1 protein-coding gene is annotated in these 15,858 nt (G+C 71.4%); it reads right to left on the bottom strand.

The annotated features are described in order from the left end of the window. Positions 1-4: 4 nt before the first annotated feature. A complete protein-coding gene (locus ACZ6MA_RS10705) occupies positions 5-15,658 on the bottom strand; it encodes an amino acid adenylation domain-containing protein (RefSeq protein ID WP_469432741.1) in 15,654 nt (5,217 codons plus the stop codon). Between the last annotated feature and the right edge of the window lie 200 nt (positions 15,659-15,858).

Here is a 15,858-nt window from a genome sequence, read left to right as displayed (position 1 = left end):
CCGCTCAGAGCCCGAGTTCGTCTTCGAACTCGTCGATCTCGTCCTGCGACAGTCCTCCGAGGAACAGGTCGGAGGGGGTGTGGCCACCGGCGCCCGGGCCCTCGGCATGGGCGACGACGGCTTCGAGGGCGCGGAACCAGGTGTCCGCCAAATCCCGCACCTCGTCCTCTGCGAACAGCTCCCGCGGCCACGTCCAGCCGGCCACCAGGCTCGGGCCGTCCGGACCGTCGACGGCCGCGGCGCTGAGGACGAACGCGTACCGCAGCCGCATCCCGTCGTCACTGCCGCCGCTCACCCCGCTGTCCGCCTCCGGCGCGGGCGCCCACTCGGCGGCCGTACCGGGGTTCTCCCGCTCACCGCGCTCGAACCGGCCGAGGTAGTTGAAGGAGATCTGCGGGGCGGGCAGGGCAGCCAGGGTGGCCGCCGTGTCCGGGTTGAGGTAGCGCAGCAGGCCGTAGCCGGCGCCGTTGTCGGGAAGGGCGCGCAGTTGTTCCTTGACGGCCTTGATGGCGTCACCGATGACGGGCCCGCCCGCCCACACCTCGGGCCACTGGTCGTCGGCCACACCGGGGTCGAGGTTGACGGGGTACAGGCTGGTGAACCAGCCGAGGGTCCGGGAGACGTCGGCACCCGGCACCAGCTCCTCGCGCCCGTGACCTTCGAGGTCGACCAGCACACCGGACCCACCCGCCCGCCGGCGCCGGCGCCAGTCGGCGACGGCGAGGGCGAAGCCGGTCAGCAGGATGTCGTTGACACCCGCGTGGAACGCGGCCGGAACGGTGGTCAGGAGCGGGTTGGTGAGGTGGGCGGGCAGTTCGAGCGACAGACCGTGTGACGTGTCGGCGGTGTCCCGTTCGGGGTCGAGGGGCCGGTTGCCCAGCAGCGGGTCCTCGGCCCCCAGCATCGAGGTCCAGACGTCCAGCTCGGCGGTGCGGGCCTCGGAGGACGCAGCCTCCACCAGCCCCTGCGCCCAGGCGCGGAAGGACGTCCCCGCCTGCCCGAAGTCGGCCTCCCGGCCCGCCCTGGCGGCTTCGAACGCCGTCGCCAGGTCCGGCATGAGGATGCGCCAGGAGACACCGTCGATGACCAGGTGATGGGCCATCAGCAGCAGGCGTCCCGTGGTGCCCTCGCCCGCGTCGAACCAGACCGCCTGGAGCACCGAACCCTCGTCGGGATCGAGTGCCCGCTGCGCCGGCCGGGTCTCGCGGGCCATCAGGGTGCGCAGGTCGTCGCCGTGGATGCCGTCGGTGTCGACGCGGCGCAGGATGTCGGCTGCCTTGACGGTGCCCTTGGGCCGGATGGTGAGGGCCCAGTCGGTGCCTTCGCCACGGGTGGTGCGCAGCCGGAGGACGTCGTGGTGGTCCAGGAGCGTCTGGAGTGCGGTGGTGAGGGTGTCCAGGGAGGCGGTCGCCGGGGCCTGGACGACCATGGCCTGGTTGAAGCCGTCGACGCTTCCGCCGGTCTCGGCCAGCCAGTGGATGATCGGCGTCGCGGGCAGGTCTCCGATGCCCGCCTCGGGGTCGTGGGCGACGGTGGTCGTGTGGTCCTCGGTGGCCTGTGCGACGAGGGCGAGTGCCTCGACCGTGCGGTGCTGGAAGACATCGCGGGGGGTGAGGACGAGCCCGGCGGCGCGGGCACGGCTGACGAGCTGGATGGAGACGATGCTGTCGCCGCCCAGTTCGAAGAAGCTGTCGTCGATGCCGACGGTGTCGAGGCCGAGGACGTCGGCGAAGAGGGTGCAGAGGGCCTCTTCGCGTGCGTTGCGGGGGGTGCGGTGGGTGGTGTGGGCAGTGAAGTCGGGGGCGGGCAGGGCCTTGCGGTCCAGCTTGCCGTTGGCGGTCAGGGGCAGTTCGGTGAGGGTGACGAACGCTGCCGGGACCATGTACTCCGGGAGCACATCGGTGACGTGGGCGCGCAGGGCGTCGGTGTCGACGCCGGTGTCATCGGCGGGGACGCTGTAGGCGACGATCCGCTTGTTGCCGGGCTGGTCCTCACGGACGATGACGGTGGCCTGGGCGACCGTCGGATGTGAGGACAGTGCCTTCTCGATTTCACCGAGTTCGATGCGGAAGCCGCGGAGTTTGACCTGGTCGTCGGCGCGGCCTTGGTATTCGAGGGTGCCGTCGGGGGTCCAGCGGGCGATGTCTCCGGTGCGGTACATGCGCTCGCCGGTGGTGCTGTAGGGGTCGGCGGTGAAACGCTCGGCGGTCAGGCCGGGGCGGCCGGTGTAGCCGTGGGCGAGCTGAATACCCGCGAGATACAGCTCGCCGGGGACGCCGATGGGTGCGGGGCGCAGGGCTGCGTCGAGGATGTAGGTGCGGGTGTTCCACACCGGCCGCCCGATCGGCACCGAGGTACTGGTCGTATCGGGTGTGCAGGGGTGTGCGGTGACGTCGACGGAGGCCTCGGTGGGGCCGTAGAGGTTGTGCAGCTCCACATCTGGCAGAAGCTGGTGGAAGCGCTGGACGGCGTCGGCGGGCAGGGCTTCACCGGAGCAGATCACCCGGCGCAGTCCGGTGCAGTCACGGGCGCCGGGGTCGGTGAGGAAGGCTTGCAGCATGGACGGCACGAAGTGGACGGTGGTGATGTTCTCGTCCTGGATCAGGCGGGCCATGTAGGCGGGGTCCTTGTGCCCCTCCGGACGCGCCAGCACCAGCGTGGCGCCGGTGCGGTGGGCCCAGAAGAACTCCCACACCGACACATCGAACCCGGACGGGGTCTTCTGCAGCACCCGGTCCGAAGCATCCAGACCGTAGGTGTCCTGCATCCACTCCAGGCGGTTGTGGATGCCCTCATGCCCGACCACGACACCCTTCGGGCGGCCGGTGGAGCCGGAGGTGAAGATGACATACGCCGCCGCGTTGACCGGCAGGACACGCCCGGGGGCGGTGTCGGGGTGGTCCGTCGCCGCGCCCGCTGGTGTGTCCAGCAGGAGGGCCGGTACACCGCTGTCCGGCAGCCGGTCCACCACATCCGTCGTGGTCAGCAGCAGCGCCGGCTGGGCGTCCTGGAGGATCCATCCGATGCGTTCGGCCGGGTAGTCCGGGTCCACCGGCACATACGCCGCACCCGCCTTGACCACCGCGTACAGGGCGACCATCAGCTCCAGCGACCTGGGCGCGGCCACCGCGACAAAGTCACCGCCCCGAACCCCACGGGCGATCAGCTCATGCGCCAGCCGGTTGGCCCGCACGTCCAGCTCCGCGTACGTCAGCGAAGCGTCCTCGAACACCACCGCCGTCGCGTCCGGCGTCCGGGCCACCTGCGCCTCGAACACCTCCGGCAGGGTGCCCGCGACGACCTCACGGCCGGTCGCGTTCCACTCCTCCAGCACCAACCCACGATCGGCCCCGGAGAGGATCTCCGCGCGGCCCACCGGAAGTTCGCTCTTCTCGGCGAGTGCGCCGAGGAGTCGACGGAGCCGCTCGCCGATGACCGCCACCTGCTCGCGATCGAAGAGGTCGGGCCGGTAGTCCAGGCGCAGTTCGAAGCCGATGTCCACCTGGGCCGCGATGAGGCTGAGCGGGTAGTGCGTGGCGTCCCGGCTGCTGCCGGACACGATGTTCAGGCCTTGGCTCTCCTGCTCCAGTGCCTTGTCGTCGATCGGGTAGTTCTCGAACACCACGAGAGTGTCGAAGAGTTCGCTGTGGCCGGTCAGCCGCTGTACGTCGTTCAAACCGATGTGGTGGTGCGGGAGCAGGTCGGTCTGGCGCTCCTGGATGCGGTTCACCAGTCCGCCCAGTGTCTCGGCGGAGTCGAGCCGGACCCGTACGGGCAGGGTGTTGATGAACAGGCCCACCATGGACTCGATGCCCGGGATGTCGGCGGGGCGGCCCGAGACGGTGGCGCCGAACACCACGTCGTCGCGGCCGGTCAGATGCCCGAGCAGCAGTGCCCAGGCGCTCTGCACGAGGGTGTTCGTGGTGACACCGAGCCGGCGGGTCTGCGCGAGCAGTCTCGTCGTCTCGTCCGGGGACAGTTCGACGACCAGTCGTTCCGGCAGGGCGGAGTCCTGGCCCTCGGTGGGGCCGGCCAGCAGCGTCGGCTCCTCCAGACCGTCGAGTTCGCGCAGCCAGGCGGCCTCGGCCTCCGTGCGGTCCTGCCCGGTGAGCCAGGCGAGGTAGTCGCGGTAGGGCGTCACCCGGGGCAGGCCCGAGTCGTCGCCCTTCGTGCTGTAGAGCGCGAACAGTTCGCCGAGGAGGACCGGTGTCGACCAGCCGTCGAGCAGGATGTGGTGGTTGGTGACCAGGAGGCGGTGGTGGTTCTCGCCGAGGGTGACGAGGGTGAAGCGGACGAGCGGGGGCGCGGCGAGGTCGAAGCGGTGGACGCGGTCCTCGGCGACCATCAGGGCGAGGGCCTCCTCCCGGTCGGTCTCGGGCAGACCGCTCAGATCCGCGTCGATCCAGGGCAGTTCCACCTCGCGGGGGATCACCTGTACCGGCTCACCGTTCTCGCGGGAGTGGAACCCGGCCCGCAGATTGGCGTGCCGTTCCAGGAGTGTGGCCGCGGCGCGCTTCATCGCGTCCGTGTCGAAGTCGCCCTCGAAGTCGAACGACATCTGGACGTTGTAGACGTCCGAGCCCTCCTCGTCGTACAGCGCGTGGAAGAGCAGACCCTGCTGGAGGGGGGCCAGCGGCAGCACGTCCGCCAACCGCGGCTGCTGTGCCTGAAGCTCGTCCACCTCCACCTGCGACAGTTCCACGAGCGTGAAGTCGGAGGGGGTGTGCCCGCCGGCGCCGGGCGTCGCGACGTGACCGACGATCGCTTCCAGGGCGCGGAACCAGGTCTCCGCCAGGTCCCGGACGTCCTCCTCGCTCAACAGGCCCTGCGCCCAGGACCAGTTGGCCACGAGGGAAGCCCCGTGCGGGCCGTCCAGGGTCAGGGCGTTCAACTCCAGGGCGTGACCGAGGAGGCCCTTGGGGTCGAGGCCGCTTCCGGTGTCCGCGTCGGGGACCAGTCCCCAGTCGGAGGACCGTGCGGTGCCGTCACCGCGTTCGAACCGGCCGAGGTAGTTGAAGGCGATCTGCGGGGTGGGGAGAGCGGCGAGGACACCTGCCGTGTCGGGGTTGAGGTAGCGCAGGAGGCCGTAGCCGGCGCCGTTGTCGGGGAGCGCGTGGAGCTGTTCCTTGACGGCCTTGACGGCGTCGCCGGTGGCGGTGCCGCCGGCCCACACGTCGGCCCACCGGTCGCCGCTCACTCCGGCGTCGAGGTTGACGGGGAAGATGCTGGTGAACCAGCCGACCGTCCGGGAGATGTCGGCGCCGGGCACGAGTTCCTCACGGCCGTGGCCCTCGAGGTCGATGAGTGTGCCCGTGTGCCGTCGGCCGTGCCGCTCCCGCCAGTCGGCGACGGCGAGGGCGAAGCCGGTCAGCAGGATGTCGTTGACACCGGCGTGGAAGGCGGCGGGAACGCTCGTCAGCAGGGGATCGGTGAGGTGGGCGGGCAGTTCGAGCGACAGGCCGCGGGAGGTGCCGGCGGTGTCCCGTTCGGGGTCGAGGGGCCGGTTGCCCAGCAGCGGGTCCTCGGCCCCCAGCATCGAGGTCCAGACGTCCAGCTCGGCGGTGCGGGCCTCGGAGGACGCGGCCTCCACCAGCCCCTGCGCCCAGGCACGGAAGGACGTGCCCACAGGCGGGAGCGCGACGGTGTCACCCTCGACGGCGGCCTGATGGGCGGTGGCGAGGTCCGGCAGGAGGATGCGCCAGGACACGCCGTCGACGACCAGGTGGTGGGCCATGAGGAGCAGACGGCCCGGGTCGCCTGCGCCCGCGTCGAACCAGACGGCCCGCAGCATGACGCCGTTGTCGGGGTCGAGAGCGCCTTGAGCGGCCCGGGACTCGTCGGCGATCAGGGTGCGCAGGTCGTCGCCGTGGATGCCGTCGGTGTCGACGCGGCGCAGGATGTCGGCTGCCTTGACGGTGCCCTTGGGCCGGATGGTGAGGGCCCAGTCGGTGCCCGCGTCGCGGGTGGTGCGCAGTCGCAGGATGTCGTGGTGGTCCAGGACGGCCTGGAGCGTGGTGGTGAGGGTGTCCAGGGTGGCGGTCGCCGGGGCCTGGACGACCATGGCCTGGTTGTAGCCGTCGACGCTTCCGCCGGTCTCGGCCAGCCAGTGGACGATCGGCGTCGCGGGCAGCTCACCGATACCGGCGTCCGGGTCCCGGGGCGCCGAGTCGTCCTCACCGTCGGCGGCCTGCGCCACCACGGCCAGTGCCTCGACCGTGCGGTGCTGGAAGACATCACGCGGGGTGAGGACAAGACCGGCGGCGCGGGCGCGGCTGACGAGCTGGATGGAGACGATGCTGTCGCCGCCCAGTTCGAAGAAGCTGTCGTCGATGCCGACGGTGTCGAGGCCGAGGACGTCGGCGAACAGGTCGCGGAGCAGCTCCTCACGGGCGTCGCGGGGACCGCGGCCGGTGACGTGCTCGCTGAAGTCGGGGGCGGGCAGGGCCTTGCGGTCCAGCTTGCCGTTCGCGGTCAGCGGCAGCACGTCCAAGGTGACGAACGCGGCCGGGACCATGTACTCCGGCAGGGCCTCCGTCACATGGGCGCGCAGCGCGTCCGTGTCGAGGCTCCGGCCGGTGCCCGGCACGACATAGGCGACGAGCCGCTTGTTGCCCGGCTGGTCCTCACGGACGACGACGGTGGCCTGGGCTACCGCGTCGTAGGAGGACAGCGCCGCTTCGATCTCGCCCAGCTCGATGCGGAAGCCACGGATCTTCACCTGGTCGTCCGCGCGGCCGTGGTACTCCAGCTCGCCGTCGCCGGTCCAGCGCACGACGTCACCGGTGCGGTACATGCGGGCCCCCGGCGCACCGAAGGGGCACGCGACGAACCGCTCGGAGGACAGACCGGGGCGGCCCAGATAGCCACGGGCCAGACCGTCGCCCGCCACGTACAGCTCGCCCGGGACACCGGGCGGGACCGGGCGCAGCCCCGCGTCCAGGACGTAGACCCGGAGGTCCGGGATCGCCTCCCCGATCACACTGCCGCCGAGGGTCGCCGCACCGCGCCGGTCGAGAGCCCGGTAGGTGACATGCACGGTGGTTTCCGTGATGCCGTACATGTTGACGAGGGTCGGGGCGTTGTCCGGGTGGATCTCGTACCAGTCCTCCAGTCGCCGCAGGTCCAGGGCCTCGCCGCCGAACACGACCGTGCGCAGGGCGAGTTGATTGGCGGCGTCAGGGTTCTCGCGCTCTTCCTGGACGAGTCGGTAGAACGCGGACGGTGTCTGGTTGAGGACCGTCACACCCTGCTCGGCGAGCAGGTCACGGAACTCCCGCGTGGAGCGGCTGGTCGTGTAGGGGACCATGACGAGCCGGCCGCCGTACAGCAGCGGGCCCCAGATCTCCCAGACGGAGAAGTCGAAGGCGTAGGAGTGGAACATCGTCCATACGTCCTCGGTGCCGAAGCCGAACCAGTGCTCGGTGGAGGCGAAGAGCCGCGTGACGTTCCGGTGCGGGATCATCACACCCTTGGGGCGGCCCGTGGAGCCGGAGGTGTAGATGACGTACGCCGGGTGCCACGGCGAGAGCGGGCTGATCCGCTCGGTGTCGGTGACCGGCTCGGCGGAGTGCCGGCCCAGCGCGTCCACGACGGCCGGGTCGTCGAGGACCAGCCGCGCCGTGGGGTCCGCCGCCGCGGTGTCGAGAGCGGCCACGGCGTCCGCGCACGACAGCACCAGCGCCGGGCGGGCGTCCTGGAGCATGTACGCGATGCGGTCGGCCGGGTAGTCCGGATCGACCGGCAGATACCCCGCACCCGCCTTCAGCACGGCGAGCAGGGCGACGATCATCTGCTCGGTCCGGGGCAGGGCCAGCGCCACCAACTGCTCCGGGCCCACCCCCCGCTCGATGAGATGACGGGCCAGCCGGTTGGCGCCGGCGTCCAGCTCCGCGTAGGAGAGGCTCGTCCCGTCACCGGTGACGGCGACGGCCTGCGGCGTCCGCGCGGCCTGGGCCTCGAACAGTGCCACCAGCGTCGCGTCGGGCGCCGGGTCCCCGTCGGGGTTCCACTCGACGAGGATCCGCTCGCGCTCCTCCGCCGACAGCACCTCCACCGTGCTCACCGGTGCGTCGGGGTCGCCCAGCACACCGTCCAGGAGCCGCGTCCAGCGGTCCACGATGGAGTGGGCGGTGGCCGCGTCGAACAGGTCGGTGGCGAACTCGATGCCACCGCCGATGCCCGCCGGAGCCCCGTCGGGGCCGAAGCGCTCGACGAGCTGGAACGACAGGTCGAACTTCGCGACGTCCAGCTCCACCCCGTACGGCGTCACCTCCGTGCCGGGGATCTCCGCCCGCACGGCGGCGTTGTTCTCGAACGACAACATGACCTGGAAGAGGGGGTGCCGGGACAGGGAACGCTCCGGGCTGAGGTCGTCGACCAGCCGTTCGAAGGGGACGTCCTGGTTGGCGTAGGCGGCGAGGTCGGTCTCCTTCACGCGTTCGACGAGTTCGGCGAAGGTGGGGTTGCCGGTCAGGTCGGTGCGCAGGACGAGGGTGTTGACGAAGAAGCCGACGAGGTCGTCGAGTGCTTCGTCGGTGCGTCCGGCGATGACGCTGCCGATCGGGATGTCCTCCCCGGCCCCGAGCTTGCCCAGCAGTGCCGCGATCGTCGCCTGCACGACCATGAACACACTCGCGCCGTGCGCGTGGGCGACGTCCACGATCCGCTGGTGGACGGCGGCCGGAAGGTCCAGAGGCAGGGTCCGTCCCCGGTTGGTGGCGACGGCGGGCCTCGGCCGGTCGGTGGGCAGCCGGAGTTCTTCCGGGATGCCGGACAGGGCGGCGCGCCAGAAGTCCAGCTGGCTGTTCATGACGCTCTGCGGGTCGTTCTCGTCACCGAGCACGTCGCGCTGCCAGAGGGTGTAATCGGCGTACTGGACCGGCAGCGGCTGCCAGTCCGGGGCCGCGCCCGCCAGGCGCGCCCGGTACGCGTCGGACAGGTCACGGGAGAGGGGCGCCATCGACCAGCCGTCACCCGCGATGTGGTGGACGACCAGCAGGAGGACGTGGTCGTCGGCCGCGACCCGGAACAGATGGGCCCGCAGGGGCAGTTCGCGGGCGAGGTCGAAGCCCTGCTGTGACGCCGCTTCGACGTGCCCGGCGAGGTCCTCGGCGGTGACGTCGGAGACGATGAGCCGGGGTACGGCCCGGTCACCGGCCAGGACCTCCTGGCGGGGCCGGCCGCCGGTGTCGGGAAAGACGGTACGCAGGCTCTCGTGCCGGGTGACCACATCGGTGACGGCCGACAGCAGGGCGGTCGTGTCCAGCGCGCCCCGAAGACGGACCGAGAGAGGGAGGTTGTATGTGGCGTTGGGGCCCTCAAGCCGGTTGAGGAACCACAGACGGCGCTGCGCCGCCGACAACGGGATCTCCTCCGGCCGCTCCCTGGTGCGCAAGGCCTGACGCGAGGCACCGGCCGAGTCCAGCCGGCCCGCCAGCCCGGCGACCGTGGGCTCGTCGAAGACGGCGCGCACCGCGAGTTCCACACCGAGTTCGGTGCGGATGCGGCTGATGAGGCGGGTGGCGAGGAGGGAGTGGCCGCCGAGGTCGAAGAAGCTGTCGTCGATGCCGAGGGTGTCGAGGCCGAGGACGTCGGCGAAGAGGGTGCAGAGGGTTTCCTCGCGTGCGTCGCGGGGAGCGCGGCTGCCTGCCTGTGCGGTGAAGTCGGGGGCGGGCAGTGCCTTGCGGTCGAGCTTGCCGTTGGCGGTCAGGGGCAGTTCGGTGAGGGTGACGAACGCTGCCGGGACCATGTACTCGGGCAGGACGCCCGCGACATGGGCGCGCAGGGCATCGGTGTCGGGGCTGTCACCGGCCGGGACCACATAGGCGATCAGGCGTTCGTCGCGGACGATGACGGTGGCCTGGGCGACCGTCGGGTGTGCGGACAGCGTGGCCTGGATTTCACCGAGTTCGATGCGGAAGCCGCGGAGTTTGACCTGATCGTCGGCGCGACCCTGGTACTCCAGTACTCCTTCTGTGGTCCAGCGGGCGATGTCGCCGGTGCGGTACATGCGTTCGCCGGTGGTGCTGTAGGGGTCGGCGGTGAAACGCTCGGCGGTCAGGCCGGGGCGGCCGGTGTAGCCGTGGGCGAGCTGAATACCCGCGAGGTACAGCTCGCCGGGGACGCCGATGGGTGCGGGGCGCAGGGCTGCGTCGAGGACGTAGGTGCGGGTGTTCCACACCGGCCGCCCGATCGGCACCGAAGCACTGGTCGTATCGGGTGTGCAGGGGTGTGCGGTGACATCGACGGAGGCCTCGGTGGGCCCGTAGAGGTTGTGCAGCTCCACACCCGGAAGCAGCTGATGGAACCGTGTGACGGCGTCGGCAGGCAGGGCTTCACCGGAGCAGATCACCCGCCGCAGACCGGTGCAGTCACCCGCGCCGGGGTCGGTGAGGAAGGCCTGCAGCATGGACGGCACGAAGTGGACGGTGGTGATGTTCTCGTCCTGGATCAGGCGGGCCATGTAGGCGGGGTCCTTGTGCCCCTCGGGGCGGGCGAGGACGAGGGTGGCACCGGTGCGCAGGGGCCAGAAGAACTCCCACACCGAGACATCGAACCCGGACGGGGTCTTCTGCAGCACCCGGTCCGAAGCATCCAGACCGTAGGTGTCCTGCATCCACTCCAGACGGTTGTGGATGCCCTCATGCCCGACCACGACACCCTTGGGGCGGCCGGTGGAGCCGGAGGTGAAGATGACATACGCCGCCGCGTTGCCGGGCAGGACACGCTCGGGGGTGGTGTCGGGGCGGTCGGCGGCGATGCCGTCGGCGGTGTCCAGCAGCAGCACCGGAACGCCGGACGCCGGCAGAGCCGGTGCGGCCTCGACGGTCGTCAGCAGCAATGCGGGCTGGGCATCCTGGAGGATCCATCCGATGCGTTCGGCCGGGTAGTCCGGGTCCACCGGCACATACGCCGCACCCGCCTTGACCACCGCGTACAGGGCGACCATCAGCTCCAGCGACCTGGGCGCGGCCACCGCGACAAAGTCACCGCCCCGAACCCCACGGGCGATCAGCTCGTGCGCCAGCCGGTTGGCCCGCACATCCAGCTCCGCGTACGTCAGCGAAGCGTCCTCGAAGACCACCGCCGTCGCGTCCGGCGTCCGGGCCACCTGCGCCTCGAACACCTCCGGCAGGGTGCCCGCGACGACCTCACGGCCGGTCGCGTTCCACTCCTCCAGCACCAACCCACGGTCAACGGCGGACTGCACCTGCACCGCACCGATCCGCACACCGGGATCAGCCGCGACCGCCTCCAGCAGCCACACCAACCCCTCGGCCAGCCGCCGCGCCGAACCCTCATCGAACAGATCCCGCGCGAACTCCAACCGACCCCCGATACCCGCCGGGTCACCGTTCGCGTCCCGGGTCTCGACGAGTTCGAGCGTCAGGTCGAAGCGGGCGTTCTCCAGCGGTGTGGCGATGCCCTCGGCCCGTACGCCGCGCAGATCGAGTGCGGTCTCGGGGTTGTTGTGGAGGGACAGGAACACCTGGAACAGGGGGTGGCGGGCCAGCGAACGTGTCGGGTTGAGGATCTCCACGAGGCGCTCGAAGGCCAGGTCCTGGTGCGCGTAGGCCGCGAGGTCGGTCTCCCGGACCCGGCCCAGCAGCTCCCGGAACGTCGGATCGCCCGAGGTGTCCGTACGCAGCACCAGCGTATTGACGAAGAACCCGACCAGATCGTCCAGCGCCGCGTCCGTACGCCCCGCGATCGGCGAGCCGATCGGGACGTCCGTGCCCGCCCCGAAGCGGGTGAGCAGCGCCGCCAGGCCGGCCTGGAGCACCATGAACAGGCTGCTGTCGGCCCCCTGGGCCAGGGCGAGCAGCCGTCGGTGGGTGGCCGCGTCGAGCTGGACCGGCACGTCGGCGCCGCGGTGGGTGGGCTGTGCCGGGCGGGGCCGGTCGGTGGGCAGGGCCAGCTCCTCGGGCGAGCCGGCGAGGGCCGTCCGCCAGTGGGCGATCTGCCGGGCCAGCACGCTGTCCGCGTCGGACTCGTCGCCGAGCACCTCGTTCAGCCACAGGGTGTAGTCCGCGTACTGGACCGGCAGCGGCTGCCACTCGGGTGCCTCGCCCGCCAGGCGGGCGGCGTAGGCGGCGGACAGGTCGCGGGACAGCGGTGCCATCGACCACCCGTCGCCCGCGATGTGGTGCATCGTCACCAGCAGCACGTGCGCGTCCGGTGCGAGCCGGAAGAGGTTCACCCGGATGGGCAGCCGCGTGGCCAGGTCGAAGCGGGCGGCGGTCGCGCGGGCCAGGGCGGCCGGGAGTTCCTCCTCGGTGACCGACGTGACGTGGAAGTCGGGCCGCGCCCCGTCGGCGGGCAGGACGAGCTGGTGGGGCAGGCCGTCGGTCTCCGGGAAGACGGTGCGCAGGCTCTCGTGGCGGGTCACCACGTCGGCGAAGGCGAGTTCCAGGGCCTCGACGTCCAGGGGGCCGGAGAGCCGGAGGGCGACGGGCAGGTTGTAGTTGCCGCCGATGTCCTCCAGGCGGTTGAGGAACCACAACCGCTGCTGGGCGGGTGACAGCGGGACGCGTGCCGGACGGTCCATGACGCCGAGCGGCTGGCGGGCGCCCTCGGCGGAGCCGACCTGTGCGGCGACACCGGCCACGGTGGGGGCCTGGAAGAGGCCGCGGACCGACAGCTCCACGTCGAGCGCGGCGCGGATCCGGCTGACGAGCCGGGTCGCGGTCAGCGAGTGGCCGCCCAGGTCGAAGAAGCTGTCGTGGATGCCGACGGTGTCGAGACCGAGGACGTCCGCGAAGAGGCCGCACAGCACCTCTTCGCGCGCGTCGCGCGGCCCCTGGCCGGTGACGCCGGAACCGAAGTCGGGGGCGGGCAGGGCCTTGCGGTCCAGCTTGCCGTTGGTGGTGAGGGGCAGGGCGTCCAGGGTGACGAACGCCGAGGGCACCATGTAGTCGGGCAGCAGCTCGGCGACCTGGCCGCGCAGCTCGGTGACGTCCAGGCCGGCGGACGCGGGCACGACATAGCCCACCAGGCGTTTGTCGCCGGGGCGGTCCTCCCGTACGACCACCGCGGCCTGGGCGACCAGCGGTCGGGCGGCGACGACGGTCTGGATCTCGTCCAGCTCGATGCGGAAGCCGCGGATCTTCACCTGGTCGTCGACGCGGCCGCCGAAGAGCAGCTGGCCCTCGGGCGTCCAGCGGGCGATGTCACCGCTGCGGTACATGCGCTCGCCCGGCCCGCCGAAGGGGTTGGCGACGAAGCGCTCGGACGTGAGGGCCGTGCGGCCGAGGTAGCCGCGGGCGAGCCCGGCGCCGGCGATGTACAGCTCGCCCGGCACCCCGGCCGGCACCGGGCGCAGCGTCGAGTCCAGGACGTACAGGCGGGTGTTGACGAACGGGCGGCCGATCGGCGGCGTGCCGTTGCCCGCTTCCAGCGGGTCGCTGGAGGAGGCGCCGACGGTCGACTCGGTCGGGCCGTAGGCGTTGACGAGCCGGCGGCCGGGAGCCCAGCGGTCCACCAGCTCGGCGGTGGACGCCTCGCCCGCGGTGGCCAGGGAGCGCAGCGCGGGGAAGGCGTCGGCGCGGACGGTCGCGAGGGCGACGGGCGGGATGATCGCGTGGGTCACCTCGTGGTCGAGGAGAACCTTGGCGAGGACGTCGTCGGCCAGCGGGCCGAGCGGCGGTACCACCAGGGTGGCGCCCGCCGGATACGTCATGGCGAGTTCCGCCACCGAGGCGTCGAAGCTGGGCGACGCGTACTGCAGCACACGGCTGCCGGGGGTCACGTCGAGCCGCTCGGCGAGGGAGGCGGCGAAGCCGGCGAGGCCGTGGTGGGAGACGACGACGCCCTTGGGGCGGCCGGTCGAGCCGGAGGTGTAGATGACGTACGCCGCGTCGCTCGTCGACTGGGGGACGGCCGGGTCGTGCCCGGGCCGTCCGGAGAGGTCCGTGGTGTCGAGCAGGAGGCGCGGGGCCGTGACGTCGGCGGGCAGCCGGGTGGCGTGCTCGGTGTCGGTGATCACGAGCGTGGGGGCCGCGTCGGTGAGGATGTAGCCGATGCGGTCGGCCGGGTAGTCCGGGTCGACGGGCAGGAAGGCGCCGCCCGCCTTGACGACGGCGAGCTGGGCGATGGCGATGTCCACCGAGCGGGGCAGCGCGAGGGCGACGATCTTCTCGCGGCCCACACCGTGCTCGATGAGGGCGTGCGCCAGCCGGTTGGCGCGCTCGTTCAGCTCCGCGTAGCCGAGGGTGACGTCCGCCGAGGTGAGGGCGGGTGCCTCGGGGGTGCGCTCGACCTGGGCCTCGAAGAGCCGGGCGAAGGTGACGGGCTCGATGGCGCGCCCGGTGTCGTTCCATTCGGTGAGGATCCGCCGGCGCTCGGGCCCGGTCAGCAGCTCCAGTCGTCCGACGGGGGTGGTGTCCCGCTCGGCGATCTCCTCCAGGAGCAGCAGGAACCGGTTCAGGACCGCTTCGGCGGTGGCGCGGTCGAAGACGTCGGTCCGGTAGTCGATGCGCAGGTGCATGCGCTCGCCGGGGATCGCGGTGAGCACCACCGCGTAGTGGCTCGCGTCACGCCCGTCGAAACCGGTGATACGCAGCCCGTCACCGGGAAGCCGCAGGTCGGAGGTGTCCACCGGGTAGTTCTCGACGACGAGGCAGGTGTCGAAGAGATCCCCCACACCGGCGAGGCGCTTCAGGTCGGTGAGACCGACGTGGTGGTACGGGGTGAGCGCGGCCTGCTCGGTCTGGACGCGGTCGACGAGGGCGCCGAAGGTCTCGGCGGGGTCGAGGGTGACCCGGGCGGGCAGGGTGTTGATGAAGAGGCCCACCATCGACTCGATGCCGGGGATGTGCGGCGGGCGGCCGGACACCGCCATGCCGAGCACGACGTCGTCCCGGCCGGTGAGCTGCCCGACCACCGTCGCCCAGGCGGCCTGGAGCAGGGTGTTGAGGGTGCGCCCGGCGGAACGGGCCTGACCGGCGAGGGCCGCGGTGAGGGAGGCCGGCAGATCGGTGGAAACGCGCTGCGGCAGCGTGACGCTGAGTTCCCCGCCGGCGGGGGCCATCAGACTTGGCTCCTCCAGCCCGTCGAACGCCTGCTTCCACGCGGCTTCCGCGGCCGCCCGGTCCTGCTGCGCCAACCAGGCCAGGTAGTTGCGGTAGGGCGTCACCGGCGGCAGCGCCGAGGCGTCCCCCCGGGTGCCGTACAGCTCGAACAGCTCACGCAGCACGACGGGCATGGACCAGCCGTCGAGCAGGATGTGATGGTTGGTCACGACCAGGCGGTACACACCCGGTGCCAAGGTGACGAGGGTGAACCGCAGCAGCGGGGGCCGGGTCAGATCGAAGCGGCGGGCGCGGTCCTCGGCGAGCCAGCGGTCCCACTCCGTGCGGCGCTCGTCCTCGGACAGGGTGCCGAGATCGAGTTCGGCCCACGGCAGTTCCACCTCGCGGGGGATCACCTGGACCGGCTCGTCGAACTTCTCGTGCAGGAATGCCGCTCGGAGGTTGGCGTGCCGACGCAGCAGAGCCGCCGCGGCCAGTCGCATCGATTCGGCGTCCAGCGGGCCCTCGATTTCCAGGACCAGCTGCACGGTGTAGATGTCGGCCGACTCCTCGTCGTAGACCGCGTGGAACAGCAGGCCCTGCTGCAGCGGCGACAGTGGAAGAACGTCCTCGATCCCACGGCTATTCACGTGAATTACTCCCACACTTAAATATGCAACAGGGGCGCCCGCTTATAGTCAGCGCATTTCAGTGGTCACTCAACAGCGGCCCCGGTAGGGCGGCAACCTCGGCTGCAACAAGCTGCCAGATCGTGGGAGCCGGTGCTGTGGAACCCCGCCCGGGCCAGCAGTTGGCTGTCATGAATGTCGCCGGAAGGGGGGCCGTCCCG

The organism is Streptomyces sp. NPDC042259 (assembly GCF_055582085.1).
The sequence above is the reverse complement of the archived record's forward strand: the minus strand, read 5'-3'. Positions and strand labels throughout refer to the sequence as shown.